The sequence below is a fragment of the Brevibacillus schisleri genome, from assembly GCF_055685845.1.
Genome location: NZ_JBVNDM010000001.1, coordinates 4,242,406 through 4,260,293, shown reverse-complemented (window position 1 = coordinate 4,260,293; position 17,888 = coordinate 4,242,406). Strand labels below are relative to the sequence as shown.

General features: G+C 47.2%; 18 protein-coding genes. 9 read left to right on the top strand and 9 right to left on the bottom strand.

Annotated features, from left to right (window positions below; all coding sequences use genetic code 11):
- Nucleotides 1–58: 58 nt before the first annotated feature.
- The 3 genes from ACUUHJ_RS20070 to ACUUHJ_RS20060 are packed head-to-tail and all read left to right on the top strand — an operon-like array spanning nucleotide 59 to nucleotide 3,359.
- Complete coding sequence (locus tag ACUUHJ_RS20070; RefSeq protein ID WP_472299724.1) at nucleotides 59–832, top strand: TraR/DksA C4-type zinc finger protein; 774 nt, start codon at nucleotides 59–61, stop codon at nucleotides 830–832.
- Complete coding sequence (locus tag ACUUHJ_RS20065; protein WP_472299723.1) at nucleotides 819–1,970, top strand: mandelate racemase/muconate lactonizing enzyme family protein; 1,152 nt, start codon at nucleotides 819–821, stop codon at nucleotides 1,968–1,970. The genes ACUUHJ_RS20070 and ACUUHJ_RS20065 overlap by 14 nt, the downstream gene beginning before the upstream one ends.
- 15 nt (nucleotides 1,971–1,985) lie before the next feature.
- Complete coding sequence (locus tag ACUUHJ_RS20060; RefSeq protein WP_472299722.1) at nucleotides 1,986–3,359, top strand: MFS transporter; 1,374 nt, start codon at nucleotides 1,986–1,988, stop codon at nucleotides 3,357–3,359.
- A 74-nt stretch (nucleotides 3,360–3,433) separates the two neighbouring features.
- On the opposite strand, the gene ACUUHJ_RS20055 is transcribed toward ACUUHJ_RS20060, so the two are convergent.
- Both ACUUHJ_RS20055 and ACUUHJ_RS20050 read right to left on the bottom strand, forming a co-directional pair.
- Nucleotides 3,434–3,907, bottom strand: coding sequence for an NUDIX domain-containing protein (locus ACUUHJ_RS20055; RefSeq protein WP_472299721.1), 474 nt, complete (start codon nucleotides 3,905–3,907; stop codon nucleotides 3,434–3,436).
- Between the two features lie 14 nt (nucleotides 3,908–3,921).
- Entirely contained in the window at nucleotides 3,922–4,851 is a 930-nt protein-coding gene (locus ACUUHJ_RS20050) for an NAD(P)/FAD-dependent oxidoreductase (protein ID WP_472299720.1), read from the bottom strand.
- 236 nt (nucleotides 4,852–5,087) lie between these two features.
- Between ACUUHJ_RS20050 and ACUUHJ_RS20045 the strand changes: the two genes are divergently transcribed.
- The 3 genes from ACUUHJ_RS20045 (at nucleotide 5,088) to ppsA (ending at nucleotide 9,941) form a co-directional block, all read left to right on the top strand.
- The gene (locus ACUUHJ_RS20045) at nucleotides 5,088–6,434 is read left to right on the top strand and encodes an LCP family protein (RefSeq protein WP_472299719.1); all 1,347 of its coding nucleotides are present in this window, start codon (nucleotides 5,088–5,090) and stop codon (nucleotides 6,432–6,434) included.
- 94 nt (nucleotides 6,435–6,528) lie between these two features.
- Nucleotides 6,529–7,125 carry an Hsp20/alpha crystallin family protein gene (locus tag ACUUHJ_RS20040; protein ID WP_472301223.1) on the top strand — a complete coding sequence of 199 codons (597 nt, stop codon included), beginning with the start codon at nucleotides 6,529–6,531 and terminating at the stop codon, nucleotides 7,123–7,125.
- Nucleotides 7,126–7,334: 209 nt separating this feature from the next.
- On the top strand, nucleotides 7,335–9,941 hold the full coding sequence (ppsA, locus tag ACUUHJ_RS20035; protein ID WP_472299718.1) for a phosphoenolpyruvate synthase: 2,607 nt from the start codon (nucleotides 7,335–7,337) through the stop codon (nucleotides 9,939–9,941).
- 85 nt (nucleotides 9,942–10,026) lie between these two features.
- On the opposite strand, the gene ACUUHJ_RS20030 is transcribed toward ppsA, so the two are convergent.
- The 6 genes from ACUUHJ_RS20030 to ACUUHJ_RS20005 are packed head-to-tail and all read right to left on the bottom strand — an operon-like array spanning nucleotide 10,027 to nucleotide 11,993.
- The gene (locus tag ACUUHJ_RS20030) at nucleotides 10,027–10,242 is read right to left on the bottom strand and encodes a spore germination protein (RefSeq protein ID WP_289673616.1); all 216 of its coding nucleotides are present in this window, start codon (nucleotides 10,240–10,242) and stop codon (nucleotides 10,027–10,029) included.
- Between the two features lie 3 nt (nucleotides 10,243–10,245).
- Entirely contained in the window at nucleotides 10,246–10,638 is a 393-nt protein-coding gene (locus ACUUHJ_RS20025) for a spore germination protein GerPE (protein WP_472299717.1), read from the bottom strand.
- A gap of 14 nt (nucleotides 10,639–10,652) precedes the next feature.
- Nucleotides 10,653–10,838 carry a hypothetical protein gene (locus tag ACUUHJ_RS20020; protein WP_015892067.1) on the bottom strand — a complete coding sequence of 62 codons (186 nt, stop codon included), beginning with the start codon at nucleotides 10,836–10,838 and terminating at the stop codon, nucleotides 10,653–10,655.
- 2 nt (nucleotides 10,839–10,840) lie between these two features.
- Complete coding sequence (gene gerPC, locus ACUUHJ_RS20015; RefSeq protein WP_234124675.1) at nucleotides 10,841–11,455, bottom strand: spore germination protein GerPC; 615 nt, start codon at nucleotides 11,453–11,455, stop codon at nucleotides 10,841–10,843.
- A 35-nt stretch (nucleotides 11,456–11,490) separates the two neighbouring features.
- Nucleotides 11,491–11,745: a spore germination protein GerPB gene (locus ACUUHJ_RS20010; RefSeq protein WP_472299716.1), complete on the bottom strand. Its 255-nt coding sequence runs from the start codon at nucleotides 11,743–11,745 to the stop codon at nucleotides 11,491–11,493.
- Nucleotides 11,742–11,993 carry a spore germination protein gene (locus ACUUHJ_RS20005; RefSeq protein ID WP_289673613.1) on the bottom strand — a complete coding sequence of 84 codons (252 nt, stop codon included), beginning with the start codon at nucleotides 11,991–11,993 and terminating at the stop codon, nucleotides 11,742–11,744. The genes ACUUHJ_RS20010 and ACUUHJ_RS20005 overlap by 4 nt, the downstream gene beginning before the upstream one ends.
- A gap of 145 nt (nucleotides 11,994–12,138) precedes the next feature.
- Between ACUUHJ_RS20005 and ACUUHJ_RS20000 the strand changes: the two genes are divergently transcribed.
- Nucleotides 12,139–12,336, top strand: coding sequence for a hypothetical protein (locus ACUUHJ_RS20000; protein ID WP_015892063.1), 198 nt, complete (start codon nucleotides 12,139–12,141; stop codon nucleotides 12,334–12,336).
- A gap of 9 nt (nucleotides 12,337–12,345) precedes the next feature.
- Here ACUUHJ_RS20000 and shc read toward each other — a convergent pair whose 3' ends face one another.
- Complete coding sequence (shc, locus tag ACUUHJ_RS19995; RefSeq protein WP_472299715.1) at nucleotides 12,346–14,328, bottom strand: squalene--hopene cyclase; 1,983 nt, start codon at nucleotides 14,326–14,328, stop codon at nucleotides 12,346–12,348.
- On the opposite strand from shc, the gene ACUUHJ_RS19990 reads away from it, so the two are divergent.
- Together ACUUHJ_RS19990 and ACUUHJ_RS19985 are read left to right on the top strand one after the other, a co-directional pair.
- Nucleotides 14,301–15,434, top strand: a complete 1,134-nt coding sequence (locus tag ACUUHJ_RS19990) for a DUF2515 domain-containing protein (RefSeq protein WP_472299714.1) — start codon at nucleotides 14,301–14,303, stop codon at nucleotides 15,432–15,434. The genes shc and ACUUHJ_RS19990 overlap by 28 nt on opposite strands.
- Before the next feature lie 81 nt (nucleotides 15,435–15,515).
- Nucleotides 15,516–17,771: a type IA DNA topoisomerase gene (locus ACUUHJ_RS19985; RefSeq protein WP_289673610.1), complete on the top strand. Its 2,256-nt coding sequence runs from the start codon at nucleotides 15,516–15,518 to the stop codon at nucleotides 17,769–17,771.
- Nucleotides 17,772–17,888 lie beyond the last annotated feature (117 nt).

Below are 17,888 nucleotides of genomic sequence, written 5' to 3'. Positions count from 1 at the left end.
GCTGGTCATATTTCCTTCGGGACCAAGACATACTACCTGTTGAGGAAACCAAACAAAGGTGGTGTACAGCGTGGACCAAAAGATGGTGGCCAGCTTCCGGGAAAAGCTGCTGGAACAGAAAAAAGAACTGGAAGACCGCGTACAGGACCATTATGGCATGAGAGAACCGATGACAACCTCTTTGCAGGAGTTCTCCATGTACGATAATCATCCGGCAGATATCGGCAGCGAGATGTTTGAACGGGAAAAAGATTTGGCTCTAGACAGTCTCGATCGTGAGACGTTAAAAGAGATTGATCAAGCGCTACAGCGTATGGAGGAAGGCACCTACGGCCTGTGTACGGTCTGTGGAGAGCAAATACCTGTGGAGCGACTGGAAGCATTACCACAGTCACAAACGTGCAAGGAGCACGCACCAGCGCCAATAGTCAATGAGTCGCGTCCGATTGAGGAGGAGTTTTTGCAGCCACCATTCGGACGTACGTCTTTGGATGAAAAAGAAGGACAGAACGGATTCGACGGTGAGGATGCTTGGCAAATTGTCGAGTCATGGGGGACATCCAGCACGCCTTTTTCGTACCAGGGTCCCGACAAAACGGATTACGACGAAATGTATATCGAGAGCAATGAGCCGGATGGCTTTGTGGAAGCCGTAGAGGAGATCGGTTATACCGATATTCAGGGCTATCACGGTCCGGACAGTGTGCATTTTATGAGAAGTGGGACGTATGAGGAGTACATGAGAAAAGGAGAAGGAAAAGGAAACTTCCTCTCCTATGACGATTATGAGGGAGAGCAAGCAGAGCGAGAGGGCATGGATGACTATTCGTGATCAGGTAGCGATCGCAGACCTGCAAATTGAGCGCGTGGAAACGTATCCGCTTCTTCATCGTCTATCGCAAGCTTACGGTGATGCGAATGGGTATAAGCGTTATCGAACGAGTTATCTCATTCGGATTATCACACGGGCTGGAATAGATGGCTGGGGAGAAATTATTGATTGGCTGCCGACGCTCCACAAGGGCTTTTGTGAGCGCATCATTCCGTACTTGCTGGGGAAGCAGGTGGATGACAGAGTAGCTATTATCGATGTCATAGGAAAGTGGCATCAGCGATCGGCTTCAGGTGTTAGTATGGCCTTTACGGAAATTTTGGCGAAAGCGGCGGGGGTATCTGTGTGCCAACTGTGGGGAGGGCAGATTCATTCTGGTATCCCGGTATATGCCTCCCTCCAATCCTACCGTGAAACAGAAGACTGGATGCAACAGTCATGGAAGCAAGTCAGCAAGCAAGTCGACGATGGTTTCAAGATGGTGAAAGTAAAGATTGGCGGGCGCTCTGTTCAAGAGGATCAGACGCACATTGAAAAACTGATGAATATGCTTCCCGAAAAAGTTCAAGTAGCAGTAGATGCCAATCAGAGCTACGACTGTGCGACTGCAAGGAAGTGGGCAGGGCTTTTTTCCCGTTATGGCAATTGGCTTTGGCTAGAGGAGCCGATGCCTATGGAGCGTACAAACGAATATGTCAAGCTTCGTGCCTCATTATCCATTCCGCTTGCTGGCGGAGAAAACTTGATCCGTTGCACACAGTTTTTGCCCTTGTATAAGGAGGGGGCTATCGATATTGCACAGCCTGACCTGATGCATACGGGAGGCATTGACGATTATCGAACACATTTGCAAATAGCCCGTCAGTTTGGTTATCGCGTATCTCCGCATTCCTTTGATGGCTCGCTGGCACGATTGTATACGTTATTTGCACAAGCTTGCTTATTAGCATGGACCAAAATGGATAGCCATCCAATTGAGCCTGTCGAATGGGACGTGATGGAGAACCCCTTTACACAATTGTTTCCGCTGCGACCCATAAATGGCGAAGTGACGCTACCCAGTGGCGTGGGAATAGGCATTGAGCCTGACTGGGAGATTATTAACGCGTTGCGCTGGGACGGTAGCGCTTATGCGTAAGACAAGGAGTTTCGTATGGCACAAAATGCGAAAAACCTAATTGGGCTTGTCGGGGTTCCATTAGTTATGGTGCTGGGCAACTCGATGCTGATCCCTGTACTGCCTACAATGAAAACGGAAATGAAGCTCACTTCTTTACAGTCGAGCTTGTTGATCACCGCTTTTTCGATTGCAGCAGGTATGGTTATCCCTTTTGCCGGCTATTTGTCGGATCGATTTGGGAGAAAAATTGTCATTATCCTCTCCCTTGCCCTGTATGGTTTGGGTGGTTTGGTCGCAGGGCTTGCTGCGTTGTGGATCGATCAACCTTATATGGCCATCATGGGAGGGCGTGTCCTGCAGGGGATCGGTGCCGCCGGAACAGCCCCCATCGCGATGGCATTGGTAGGGGATCTGTTCGATGGCGCATCGGAGAGTAGGGCATTGGGGCTCTTGGAGACATCCAATGGGATGGGAAAAGTATTAAGTCCGATTTTTGGCTCTTTGCTAGCTCTCATTTCTTGGTACATGGTCTTTTTAGCTTTTCCGATTATTTGTGGGGTCGTCCTCCTGATGTTTTTATTTTTGACCAAGGAAAAGAAACAGGAAAAGAAGCCGCTCCCCGTCAAGCAGTACATGCATTCGATCGCGCAAGTGTTTAAGCAGCATGGAAAATGGCTTGTCCCCGCGTTTTTTATAGGGAGCATCTGCTTGTTCACGTTGTTTGGTGTACTGTTTTACCTCTCTGATTTATTGGAGGAAAAATACAAGATTGATGGTGTCATCAAAGGCTTCTTTTTGGCGATTCCCTTGCTCGTAATGAGTATAGCCGCATACGTGACAGGAATCATCATTAAAAAGAAGCTGAAGCTGATGCGTCTGTTTGTGATAATCGGCATGTTTTTGTTGGCTACGTCTTACATTCTGGCCAGCTTTGTCCAAGGGGCTTATATCCTGATTGGTATTTTGGTCATCGGCAGCGTGGGGACGGGGATGATTTTACCGTGCTTGAACTCCATGATTGTTGGGGCCGTACAAAAAACAGAGCGGGGCATGATTACTTCTTTGTATAGCGGTGTCCGTTTTATCGGTGTTGCGATTGGCCCGCCTATTTTTACCTGGTTGCTCGGAATTTCCCGAACGGTCATGTTTCTATCAATCGCAGGTTTATCGCTCGTTTTCGCAGTAGTTGCGATCTTTTTCTTGAAGCCCAAGCAGGTCGAGCAGCAAGGAAAGGGGACAAAAGACAGCGAGACGAAAGCGTGGCGGCAACTATCAGAGGTATTGGGAATTGAACCGGAAACGGTACATGAGGAACAACGTGAGAGAGCCATCGAAAGGTATGGTTTTGATCCAAATGAGCTCGTCAAGCGTGTGTTGTCGGGAAAGAAGGAAAAGGAAAAACAATAAACAGGCTGTCTCTGCCGGTCAGTCTCACCGAATACAATGTCGGAGAGCGGCAGGGACGAGCCTGTTTATGATGGCTAGGACTCAGCGAACGGATGACGCAAAGCTCGTTCGAGCGCGAGCGGATACACATCATCTTGTAGAATGCGACTAAACTCCTGATTGCCTTTTACATCCCGCGGGATATCCGCAAACACAATAGTGGCAAGCACATCGGAGCCACTTGGCTGGTTTGTATATTGCGCTACCTTGGCGATATAAATGTCTTTTCGCATCGAGTCGTCGATGGTGTACTGTCCAATGCGCTCAATCCCTTCCAGAATGGCGCCAGTTTCTTCATAGACCTCACGCACTGCCGCTGCCAGGCTGCTTTCACCCGGTTCTACTTTTCCCCCTGGTAGCTCCACACCCCGTTTACGATGGCGCGTAAATAACAGCTTACCTTGATAAAAAGCAAAGATCAGCACGTGACCGGCTTGGTGGTTACGATATTCTTCTGGGGAAAAGGTTAGCTTGACAGGTAAGCCGAAATCGTCGTTAAAAGCGTACATGCAATGCTCTCCTTCTACAGGCTCATTGATTTGGTGTTTTGGATTTGCAAGGAAAGATGTTTGACCGCCTTCATCGCTTGACCAACTGCTAGAGACAAACTCGCATAAGCGGCACCGTTGCTCACGTCTCCGATAGCGTATATCCATGGAGAATTGACTCGGTGATACGAATCGGTTTGCAAATACTCATCGCCAAACGTGTCCAAGCCTTTGAGACCAGCTGTGTTTCCATGAACGCCAATTCGTGGCAAAATCCAATCGACTACGATCGTCTCCGGATTACCTTCTCGACTAGAGGTGAGTGACAAAACAGTCCGTGCCTCTTCGTCCTGATAGTCGCTAACTTGTGTTTCCCACAGGACTTGAATGTTGGGGAGGCCTGTGATTTTCTTTTGCCACTCCGGCCGAGCTCGCCACTTATTGCTCCGAACCAACAGATAGACCTGTCGGGCATGCAAACTCAAATTCGCAGCACTCTCTAATGCACGATCTCCTCCGCCAATCACGGTGATATCTTGCCCGGCGATGGTGTGCGCTTGGGCAGTTGTAGAAAACCAAGGCGACAGGACGCTCGGACAACCAGCTAGGGCAGGGATTTCATTCCAATCAACGCCTGTAGCGATGAGTAAATAGTCGACACGATAAACGGATTTCGAAGTGGTCACCTGTTTCGTTTCCTGATCAATGGAAAGAATGGTCTCGTTGAATCGTATGTTTTGCTGCTGAATGAAAGGATGCTCGATCAGTACCTTTACAAGGGCAGCTCCCTGGTCATATACAAGGGGCGGAAAGTCGGTAATCTCGTTGTAAATGTGATGCAGTTGGCCGCCAAGTCTATCCGTTTTTTCGATAAGAAGACAAGAAAGACCTAATCGTTGGCACCATATTGCTGCGGACAACCCTGCGATGCCGCCACCCGCGATCAGCACCTGTATGTGTTCCACTCTCAAGTCCCTCCGATTCCCTTATTCATCTATCCGATTTTCCTCAGTTTTAGACTACCTGTTTCGATTCGCAAGTGCAAGAACTCAGAGGGAAAACCGCTCGAGTTGAATCGGCAGGATTCTACATTTTAACGGAAGATTGTGGTAAAATGAGACGAAAGTTTTCCAGAATATATTGAAAAATGAAAAGCCCAAAGCACTATGGACCCCGTGATACGAAAAGGAGTGAACCGAACGTGCAAGCCAAGAATGACAAGCCTCAAGCTCCTGCAAAACAGCCGCGTAAACGGATGAAGCGTGGCCAGCGAAGCAAGCGGATGTATCTGCTCTTGGCGGGTTGCTTATTCCTCTGTTTGTTGGTCGTAGGAGCAGGCCTCACCCTCAACAAGTTAGACAAGACCCTGGACGTCGTAACAGTAGACCCTTACAAGCTGCCGGATCAACCCGCTGTAGAGAAGCCGTACGAGCAAAAGAAATCAATCGCTTTTGTCATCGTCGGGGTGGATACGCGCAAAAACATCGGCATGTTGAACACAGATGTCCTTATCGTTGCAGTCGCCAATCCGGTTACGCAAAAGCTGAGCATGGTTTCGTTGCCACGTGATACCCGCGTTCAAATCCCAGGCTATCCCGGCTATCACAAGGTCAATGAAGTATTTGCATTAGGGGAAAATATCAGGAAAGATGCGGAAATCAAAGGGAAGCCTGTCACAGAAAATGGCATGACGATGCTCAAAAAAACGTTGAATCACATGCTGGGGATCTCGGTTGAGCATTATGTACAGCTTGATTTCGAAGGCTTCACAGCGGTCATTGACAAGCTAGGCGGTATTACAGTTGACGTAGATCGCGATCTCGTATACGAATTGCCGAAGCAAGGGGTATACCGCAATTTGAAAAAAGGGAAGCAAGTATTGAACGGCGAACAGGCACTCGGCTTCGTCCGTCATCGCATCGACAGACGTGGAGACGCTTACAACTCCAGCGACTTCGATCGCAACCGCAGACAGCAACAGGTGATTCGTGCCGTGGCAGAAAAGAGCATGTCGATGGATGGATTATCGAGTTTGACAGTTGTACTGGATACCGTTGGTCAACATATCAAAACCGATCTCTCGAAAGACCAAATAAAAGGATTGGCACTCGATTTTGCCAGCTTTTCGTCAAGCAACATGGTTACTTTGAATAATGGGGCGATCTGGAGTTCTCCTTATTCCTTGTGGCCGAGGGAGAATATGCAAGCGGTTCGAACTGCTCTGCAAACAGAAGTGGGTGTAGCCGGACCGGGCGAACAGCTCAGTGATGCAGCTGTAGCAGAAGTAGCAAAAGTCGAAATGAAAGCGGAGAAGAGAACGCCAGCTCCAAATTCTAAGTCTAAAACAGGGACAAAAGAACAGCCAAAAACATCAAAACCAGCGACAACACCAAAACCTAATCCAGAACCGACACAGGAGCCTGCAACACCGCCGACTGTTCCAGATGGCAATGGCGAACTTAATCCTGCGCCGACGGATAGTAATATGCCACCACCAGATATTTTGGCCCCGCCTGCACCGGCGACAGATAGTGCTGACATCGGGTAAACTGGATGATCTTGAGCACACCCCCCAGGCAAAAGCACATATTCTATCGTACATAGACTGTCTTGCCTCTGCTGGGAAGGGGAGTGTGTACGTGATGAAAAATCTGCAAGAGACCATGAAGCAGTTGCAAAAAGCATCCGAAAGTTTGTCCAAGCTCGGTTTTAACCCAGAGCATCCGTGGAAAGCATTGAGCCAGATGGGGCAGGTGCTGGATACAAACTTTTGGGAGAATATCGCGACGCTTAATAAACAAGCTGCACAAAAAACGGCCGCTGACGCCGCACCAACTGTACCACCCGTGAAAAAGAGAAAAAAAAAGACGAAGGAAAAACCGATGCGATTCTTGCAGGCTGACGATTCGCATTTTTCCCCAGTCTCGGATATCTTCCAATTAGAGCAAATGGTCATTGTTTCCTGTGAACTGCCGGGCTTCGATCGCGATAGTCTGGAGATTACTCTCTCCGAGCAACGGTGGTTGGAGGTCAAGGGGATCATCAAGGGGAATGAGCACCAGGGGCTTCGTACACAAGGGGAAAGAAGCTACGGCCCCTTTTATCGAAAGCTGGCTCTTCCGGTTTCCGTCAGTTCAAAAGGGATGAGGGCCCAATATCAGGACGGATTGTTAGAAATCTATTTGATGCGTGGTAGGGCTGCGAATGAAGGAAAAACAACATTTAAGGCGAGCTTGTAAAAGCAGGTGTAGTCGAAACATCAAAAAAGAACCTGGATATTTCCGCCAGGTTCTTTTTATTGCACATAAACAGACGCGATGATATAATCAGATCACGACTAACATTTGTTATGAAGTCATAAATATTGCATCTTACATTATAATAGTATCATGCTGCTGAACTCTTGTCAAATGTTTTTTCTCATTTGAATGGTTAGGGGAGATATTGAATGAGTTCTTTGGTTCTCGGTTTTCAGGAAATAAAAAAGACGCAGCTTTTGCTCGTTGGCGGAAAAGGGTTACATTTAGGGGAATTATCAAAAATTCAAGGAATACAAGTACCAGAGGGATTTTGCGTGACAACAGTGGGATATCAAAAGATGGTCGAATCAAACGACATGTATCATGCCTTGTTGGATCAACTAACCATGTTAAAAGTACAAGACCGAGAAGAAGTTGGAGAAATCAGCAGGAAGATTCGAGAAAGTATTATGGAAGCAGAGATTCCTTCCGATGTTGTGAAAGCCGTTACTCACTATCTCTCCCAATTTGGAGAGGAGCATGCTTATGCAGTGCGTTCTAGTGCGACAGCTGAAGATTTACCACATGCCTCTTTTGCCGGTCAACAAGACACCTATTTAAATATTATTGGCAAAGAAGCAATCTTGCGGCACATCAGCAAATGCTGGGCTTCTCTCTTTACGGATCGCGCGGTCATCTACCGTATGCAAAATGGATTTGACCACAGTCACGTTTATTTATCCGTTATCGTTCAAAAGATGGTTTTCCCACAGGCTTCCGGGATTTTATTTACCGCTGATCCCATTACATCCAACCGGAAGTTGCTATCCATCGATGCCAGTTTTGGACTTGGTGAGGCACTGGTCTCTGGCCTGGTTTCTGCTGATTGTTATAAAGTGCGGGAAGCAGAAATCGTCGATAAGCGGATAGCAACCAAAAAATTGGCTATCTATGGACGAAAAGAAGGCGGAACAGAGACACGGCAGATCGATCCTGTTCAGCAAAAGACGCAAACACTAGCAGATGAACAAATTTTACAACTGGCACGCATTGGAAGACAGATCGAAGCCTATTTTGGGTCCCCGCAAGATATTGAATGGTGTTTGGTTAATGACACCTTTTATATTGTCCAGAGTCGGCCGATCACGACTTTATACCCGATTCCTGAAGCGAATGATCAAGAAAATCACGTCTATGTATCTGTTGGCCATCAACAAATGATGACCGACCCCATGAAGCCATTGGGACTGTCTTTTTTCCTGTTAACGACTCCTGCACCGATGAGCAAAGCAGGTGGAAGATTGTTTGTTGATGTTACAAAAATGTTGGCTTCACCTGACAGCAGACAAACCATATTAGATACCCTGGGACAATCCGATCCGCTTATCAAAGATGCACTTATGACCATCATGGAGCGTGGCGATTTTATACAATCGTTCAAAATAGAACAGAATCCCGATAAAAGCAATAAAGGCATGTCGTTTTGGGGTTTTCAAGAACAATTCGAAAACGATCCGACAATTGTTTCTGATTTGATTAAGCGTACGCAAAGATCGATCGAAGAGGTAAGGCATAACATCCAAACGAAATCAGGACCGGACTTATTTGATTTTATTCGGGAAGACATCCAGCAATTAAGGAAGATTTTATTTGATCCACAAAACATAGGTGTGATTACGGCTGCGATGAACGCTTCAAAATGGATCAATGAAAAAATAAACGAGTGGTTGGGGGAAAAAAACGTAGCCGACACGCTTTCTCAATCTGTGCCAAACAATATTACTTCGGAAATGGGTCTGGCACTCATGGAGGTTGCAGATGTCATTCGTCCTTATCCGGAAGTCATTGATTTTTTACAGCAGGTAAAAGACGATAACTTTTTACATGAACTGGTTCAGTTCGAAGGTGGACAGGAGACGCAAGACGCAATCTATGCTTATCTCACGAAATACGGGATGCGATGTTCGGGAGAAATCGATATAACGAGAACGCGTTGGAGTGAAAAACCAATGACGCTTGTCCCCATGATTCTAGGTAACATCAAAAACTTTGAGCCGAATGCTGGCAAGCGGAAATTCGAACAAGGGCGACAGGAGGCTTTGGAAAAAGAACAAGAGCTATTAGCGCGATTGAAGCAATTACCGGATGGTGAACAAAAAGCAAAAGAAACCAAACAAATGATCGACCTCATTCGCAATTTTAGCGGATACCGGGAATATCCAAAATACGGCCTGATAAATCGCTACTTCGTTTATAAGCAGGCTTTACTGAAAGAAGCCGAACAACTCGTACAAGCAAAGGTCATTCATGAAAAAGAAGATGTATTCTATCTCACTTTTGAAGAATTTCAAGAGGCTGTACGGACAAACAAATTGGATGCTCAGATCATCAGCAAACGAAAAGACGCGTACAGGTTTTTTGAAAAACTGACTCCCCCACGTGTAATTACGTCTGATGGTGAAATTATTGCTGGTGAGTACAAGCGAGAAAATCTGCCAGCGAATGCGCTTGTAGGTATACCTGTTTCAACCGGAGTCATAGAGGGGCGAGCACGCGTCATCTTAAACATGGAAGATGCTGATTTAGAAGATGGCGATATATTAGTCACCGCCTTTACCGATCCTGGCTGGACACCGTTGTTTGTATCGATAAAAGGTCTAGTCACCGAAGTCGGTGGACTGATGACCCATGGAGCAGTTATCGCGCGTGAATATGGCTTACCAGCCGTTGTCGGCGTGGAAAAGGCTACTACCCTGATAAAAGACGGACAACGAATTCGCGTGGATGGAACAGAAGGGTATATTGAAATATTGTAGTCAGGGGGCCTCGTGCCTCCTTTCTCATTTCGTTTTTAGCCAAAATAAAAACAGTGTCAATGAAAAAACATTAACACTGCTAGGATTAGATGTTCCCAAACAATGGCTGATCGACGAGATTGGAGTCCAAAGTATTGGTTGCGTTGACGCCATTGAGCGTATTTACGACGTTACCTGTATTGCCGCCTCCTGAACCGGAGAATGTCTTGGCGGCTGTTTTTGGCGATATGTTGAGGGTGTCTCCGAAGTTAACGGTACCTGAATTGTTATTGATATTGACAGCTCCAATGACAGAAGGCAAAGGCTATCTCCTCCCCCCAGTATGTGGTTCTTCACGGAACAGGTGGCGAATGTTTACCACACGTGTTTCTAACGAAATAGACTCGTTTGAACCGATGTGGACAACAGAGGCAGCAGCTAAGAAAGGGACCCGCACATTGCGAACGAAAATGTAAGGACAGTCATGAAACGTATCGATGAAAATCGGTTCAGTCAGGCTGGGTGCGACTAAAGGAATGGAGAAGGCAGAGTAATCCTCGAACATAAATTCGTTTTCGTAAAAGATGGCCTTTTCACGCTGGACCGCCAAAATATTGGAAATAGCATCAAGGCACTGGGAATCACCTATTTGCAGAACCGATGAGGCATCTACTGAGAGGACATCTACTTTGTGGATATGACTGGTTCTCCGACACATGGTGACCAACGTCCTTACGGAGCAGGAATTGCCGTATCAACGGGAATAGTGGCACCTACAATCATTTTTTCAGGCGGCGTTTCATAAATCGATCGGAGGTTTACCGTCTGGGTGTCCCCGATAAATAAAGACGCGGCAGAGGAGAGAGCTTCAATGGTGACTCGCTTCACGCAAATGGCTTCGTTAATCACCTGATACATGATCAAGGTTCGTTCACCTCACGCGGCAAATTTTTTACAAACGTTTCGCATGTTTTATCAATATCGCGTTTCACTTTTTGAACGATCGTTTGCACGAAAATGTCGTGCTGCTCCGGTTCCAGTTCATCAGTAGGAAGATCGTTTAGGTAATGCTTGATGCGTTGGTCAATCTGCTTTTTAATATCATCTAAAATAAACGCTCGATAATTTTGGTCAAGTGGGTAATTGCACTCCGTTTCAATTTTTTCTAAAACGAGGTAGGCATCGCCCTCCAAATATTGATAAATCTCATTTTGTACACGGTCAAAAAGAGGAGCGCTGGTTTGGTGAGGATCAGGGATGTCCATTGACTGATTGATGGAGAAATCACCGATCCCAGAATCATTTCCTTTTGGATTTAATCCGATATTGAGAGTCCCTTCGAGACGTTCAACCTTGAGCAAGTCGAATTTGTATTCATTTCTAATGACGGAAGGGATCTGCCTTTCCTTGAGGTCATTGACATCTTGTTGCAGTTGTTCAAGCATCTGCCTCATATGTTCGATCTTTTTGTTTTGCGATTGTATATAGTCATGTAACTGTTGAATATATTGCATCATTTCGTGTTCCATGTACATGACGACCATCCTTCTTCAGCCAGCATAAAGCGTATTTAACGACGCCGTAAGGTCATACGCGGGGTAATGCGTGACGGCGCTACCAACGGGACAAGTGGAACGAACTCCTCCGAAACAGCTTCTGGAAGAGGACCCGCTGGTGGTGCTGGTTCTGAGAATCCCCCCGTATTGTAAAGCTTGGATAATGGCTTGATAATACCTGCACTTCCGATCTGGCACACAGAGGAGTTGGTAATGCCATCGATCTTAAGTGAGTTGATTATGATATGCTGCGTGACAAAAAAGTTCATGCGAAATCTCGTCCCTTTGCCCGGAAATCATTCGTTTCTTCTACAAAAAGAGGAATGTCATTATCCGATTGATCATTGACGTAGACGACGCTACGTGGAATTTTGAAGGACAAATTCGTACCGGAATTAAATGATCCTCCACCCGCGAAGGTTTTGGTGTAGCTGGTAGGTGCGATTTTACGGACGTCTCCGACATTGAAAACGCCGCTCACGTTGTTTACATTGATGACTCCAACGAATGCTGGCATGTTCGGCACATCCTTTTGGGAGAGATCCTCTCTGTATTGTATGTCGTAGGCCATTGGGTGTTCATACCTGTTTTTGCGACCGAACCAGTGCGAGCAGCATACGCTGTATGCATAGGCGAGTTTTAGGAAAAGGAGAAAAAGTTCCATGAATATGAAGGTGACGAATAAAAAAATAGACGTCGGTGATTTCAGCTTTGGTGGGGTTTCTCAGTCGTCGATTGTGCTGATTGGGGACACCGATGTCCTGTCCTGCTACACTATTTTTGATACGCCGCTACACGCCGTAATTTATTCCCCCCAGGTTCCTATCCGGCCGTTAGACCTTGGTTTGCGAAGAGGGTAGCGGTGGTTTTTACGTATTCGGGTATTTGGCCTGATAGTGGCTGAGAGCCAGCAACGGCCAAATCCAACGATAGCTGTGATAAGCAAAGTAAGTGCCGCCAGGGCGTCCCCCGCCAGTCGGGTAGCGAGTCGTCCAGTCATTTGCTTGATTGTGAGTGAGCAAATAGCGAATTCCTCGTTGCAGCTCTGCCGTTGGCTTGGATGACACGGCTATCAGTGCATCGATTGCCCATGCTGTCTGCGAGGGAGTGCTTGCTCCGAGGGGGACGTACGTTTTCTTTAAGTCACTTTGGCAAGATTCCCCCCAGCCGCCGTCGGGATTTTGGTTGGCAACCAGCCACGCCACCGCTTTTTGGATAGCGGGTTCAGTAGGGGAGAAGCCAACCGCCATTAGCCCGGTAATGGCAGCCCAAGTGCCGTATAGGTAAGCAATTCCCCAACGTCCATACCAGGAGCCGTCTGACTCTTGATGCTTGAGAAGCCAGCGGACTCCTTTTTCTACATGCGGGTCAGTCAATGTTCGTCCGGCATCGTTTCCGAGGAATTCCAAAGTCCTCCCTGTCAAATCGGCAGAGGACGGATCTGTACTGACGGTATCTGCTCCTTCGATGGGCAGGTGGCGAATGAAATCAGCATCTGTATTTCGTTCAAAAGCAGGCCAGCCTCCATCGTCGTTTTGCATGGATAATAGCCATTCGAGACCGCGTTTCCAAGCAGCAGCTGCTGTCATATCCGTACGGGCTAGCAGGCGTAGAGAGCGAAGAGCAGCTGTCGTATCATCAATATCCGGGTTCATGGTGTTGTGGTCAGAAAAGCCCCAACCGCCAGGCTTTGCTTTTGGATTGCGAATTTTCCAGTCACCGTACGTATGCTGCTGTTTTCGGAGAAGGTAGCGGTTTGCTTTTTGAATCGCGGGATGGGTGGTAGAGAGTCCGCTTTTTTGCAGAGAAGTAGTCAAGAGCGCCGTGTCCCAGACGGCTGAAGTAGCTAGCTGCAAGTGTGCACCGTTTTCATAATCATAGACACTATTGGTAAGCCCTTGCATCGCTTTTTGGATCAGTGGGTCTTTCGGAGAAAACCCCCGTGCGAGCAGCGCAAATATCATGAAAAAGGTAGATGTCGAATAATTGTACAGCGTACCGTCCGGCTCGATTCGCGCCAGGATGTATTGTTCCAGGCGACGTAGAGCGAGCTTGTGTAGTTGTCCGGGTAAAAGGGGGAGCTGCTGCAAGGAATCGTGGATGGTGGCGAGGAACGATTGCCCCTCTTTGAGGAAATTCTCCAGGAATCGGTGCGGATATAGACCGCGAGAGATCGGTGTATCTGCGTATAGATCGGACAAGTCTGGTGCATTGTCAGGCTTTTTTACATAATTGCGATCAGCCACAATCATCATGGGGGCAAGATGGACACGTGCGTACCCGACAAAATCATAAAAGCTGACAGGGAAGCTCGGAGGCAAGAGAGCAATCTCGACGGGAACGAGAAAATGCGAGGGCCACTGGTATTGGCCTGTCAAGGCTGTAGCAAATTTGGTCAGCATGTTCGCTTGTGTCAGCCCACCCTTTTCCAAAATAAACGAGCGAGCCAGAGCCATTCTCGGTTCGTTCTTCGTAAATTTGCCTGATAACAGCAGAGCGTAATACGAATCAATCGTCGTAGACAGATGGCCTTCATGCTCGTCGGGATACAGCTTCCATGCCCCATTATCCTGTTGAAGAGACGTGATGTGAGTCGTGAGCTTCTCCATCAAACGTTCATCATGAATACCCAGCGTACGCAATAGGATGATCATGTGAGAATCTGTCATCGGTGAGCTTTCCAGACAAAAGCGCCATGTGCCATCCTCTTTTTGGCGCTGTAACAAAAAGGTTTGAATGCGGTTGATTTCTTGCTGGACTTCACGCAACTCATTCACCTCCCGATAAAATACGGCGTCTGAGGAAGAGAGGGGGAAGGGCATCCATGGGTTTGTCGTGGCACCAATACGCATCACGTCTGCCGCTTGCCATGAATCTGGGGAAAGTCCGTACGGCGACAGCATCACTGCCAGCACAGGATCAAAAAACGGTAGAGCAGATCAAACAGGAGACACACGCCCACAACCTTGACAACATAGACAGAACGCGCGCCTATTTGTCGTTTTATCAAAAGCATTCACAGATTCACTGGGCGCTATTGGCACATCTCGTATCGCGCAATGCGGGATGGAGTATGACTGATTTGCGGGGAGAATTATTGCCTCGTTTGCTTCGAACAAAAGAGCAGCAGGATTATTTTTCGTTTTTGGAGCGGGGAAACTGGTTGATTTTTCACGATGCGTACCCTCAATTGTTACTGTATGAAGAGAGTGTCAGGCGACAGACCAATCTTTTTTATTTACTGCCCCATCTGGGCGTCTCTACGTTCATGCAGGCGATCTGGAATCACTTTTGGAAGACCACAGATAAAGAGCTGCTCGCCATTGCTTTGATCATCAATGAACAAAACTATTTGGAAGAGCAGCTCATGAAAGACTCAGGCTATCAAAATTCAGTCGTCCGCACCATCCCGTTTGCTCTCCAGGAACTTTTGCAACTGAATTTGATCTTGTTTCCCCATCGGAAAATGGTCGATGAGCAGGGAAGCATCTTGCAGCTCGTGGGGGAGCGAGTGTTTCATTTTGCCTCCTTACCAGAGAGAATCCGCTTGGGAAAAAGGCTGTACAGTTTGCTGTTCGGTGGTGCGAATAGGCAGGAGGCAGCGTACGCTTGGGCATTGCAACAGCCACACACAGGTTCGCGAAAAGATTATTGGCCGCATCTTTTTCACGATGTGAATGATACAGCTCCTGGCAAGTCTTATCAGGTAAAACTAATGAACTGTCAGCTGCGCCAAGGGGCAAAGCGGCTGTTTTCCCCAACGCTGCGTCAAGTTTGGAGACCTATCCACCATGAACCGCCAAAGGCGTTAGATTGGTACAAAAACAAGAGCGATGTATGGCGTGTGCTGACACGAATGGAGGAGACAGCATTTGCAGCAGAGATGAATGAGGCGCATTGCCAGGCGTTGGCAAAAATCGAGTGGGCTGTCGCAGCCAAGACGAGATTACTTGGCTAACTTGTAGTAAAATAGAGAGGAATCCAGAACGTTAGACTGAATCTCGACAGGCTTGAGAGTTTTAGAAGGAGCGATAACCATTTGAAGATATTAATTATTGCGGAGAAACCTGATATGGGACGAAATATTGCCGCCGCAATAGATCCTAAAGCAAAAAATCACCGCACCTATTTAGAAGGTGAAAAATACATGATTACATGGGCAATCGGGCACTTAATTGAACTGGCAGAGCCGGAGGCGTATGACCAAAAATATAAAAAGTGGAACATCAATGATCTTCCTATCATTCCCGAGCCATTTAAGCTAGTGCCCAATCGGAAAACAATCGATCAGCTAAAAATAATCGGGCAGTTGGCCAAACGAAGCAATCTGCTGGTTAATGCATGCGATGCCGGGCGGGAAGGTCAACACATTTTTTCCCTCATTCAGCGACATCTAAAATTGACGCAACCCGTTAAAAGACTGTGGATCTCGGACTTGACCCCTGAAACGATCAGGAAAGGATTCGCAGAGATGAAGGATGCCGCAGCCTATGAGAACTTAACGAGGGCAGCAAAAGCTCGTAGTGAGGCTGATTGGCTAATCGGGATGAATGGCTCACGTGCATTTACGACCAAACATAACGTGCTCCTTTCTGTCGGACGAGTACAGACGCCTGTCCTTGCGCTCATTTACGATCGACAGAAGCAGATTGAGGCCTTCTCATCGGTTACATTTTTTCAAGTAGAAGGGCATTTTTCGCAGGGGGAGAGGACGTACAAGGGTCTTTGGCAAGGTGATCGCTTAACCGATCCATCGAAAGCAGAAATGTTGGCTCGTAAAGTGAAAGGAAAACAAGGGCGGATCGCCTCCTACGAAGTAAAGGATACCAAGGAGTATCCATTCAAGCTGTATGACCTCACATTGCTGCAACGTGAGGCCAATGGCAAGTACGGTTTTTCCGCCAAGAAAACCTTGGATATAGCACAGGCTCTCTATGAAAAACACAAGGTGATTTCTTATCCGAGAACGAATTCCAACTATGTGACAGAGCAAAATATTCCCGAAATGCACAACACCCTGTCGTCCTTACAAGGCACTGGATATGACGCTCTGGTAAAGGGTGCAAACCGTAGTTTGGTTCATAAAGGCAACAAATTTATATGTAATCCGGCAAAGGTGGACGACCACCATGCTATCCTGCCGACCAATCGTAAGGCTTCAGGGCTTACACCAGACGAGCAGAAGTTATATGATTTGATCGTTCGCCGCTTTCTGTCGCAGTTTTATCCGCCAGCAGAATATAAGATGCATACGGTTATAACCGATGTGGAAAATGAGTTTTTCAGAACGTCGGTGAAAGAACAGAAAAGCCTCGGTTGGAAGATTATTTATGCCGACCAGCAGAAGGAAAAGCCCAAGAATGGAAAAGGTACGGCCAAAGAAGAAGAGGATAAAGAAGAGATTGAAGTAAACGAGCCTTTTATCATTCAATCCGATGCCAGCGTAGTATGCTCGGATGCGATGGTAAAGGAAAAAGAAACACAACCGCCGAAGCATTTTACGGAAGGAACGCTTCTAAAGGCAATGGAAAGCGCAGGCAAGCAAATTGAGGACGAGGAACTGCGTGATGCGATGAAGGAATCTGGTCTGGGAACCCCGGCAACTCGTGCCGCCACCATCGAACGGCTGAAAAAGGTCGGATACGTTGAGATGCAGGGGAAAAAGGTTCAACTTACGCTAAAAGGCCGTACCGTTATCGAATTGATTAGGGGAGCAGGGATCGAACTTTTAACCTCTCCTGAAATGACAGGGCATTGGGAGCGCCGCTTAAATGAGATCTCCCGAGGAACCGCCGCCGACGGGCAATTTATGGAGAATGTGAAGAAATTCGCTACGATGATCGTAGAAAAAGTTCGCGTACAATCTCGTGCTGAGAAGACCTTGTTTGAGAGTGAGAGTACCACGCAGAAAGGATCTTCGAAAACAAGAGGACGAGCTAGCGGGCGAAGTACAGGCAAATCAGGTGGCAGGTCTGCCACAACAAAGGCTTCAACTCGAAGCGCAGCAAAGACCGCTACTACAACTTCGAGTATCATCACCAAATGTCCACGACCGGGTTGCGGAGGCTCCATTTTCATGGGACGCAAAGGTTACGGATGTTCGAATTACAACGTGGGCTGTAAATTCGTTATATGGAAAGAGAATTACGGGCGTATGCTGACGGATACACAGATTAAAGCCCTCATTGAAAAAGGCAAAACGGGTAAAATGAAGCTTGAGCGTCAGGATGGAACACCATTTCAAGCAAAACTTATTTTGAAAAGTGTAGAATCGGGCGAGCTTACTTTCGAGTAGGTATGTAAGCCAATAAAAAAATAAATTGTTGAAACTTACTTGCGTAACTATCGTAAATACATGTATAACGGGGACGGCTAATTCAGGCCGAACTACCTAGCACGTACTTTAAGGAGG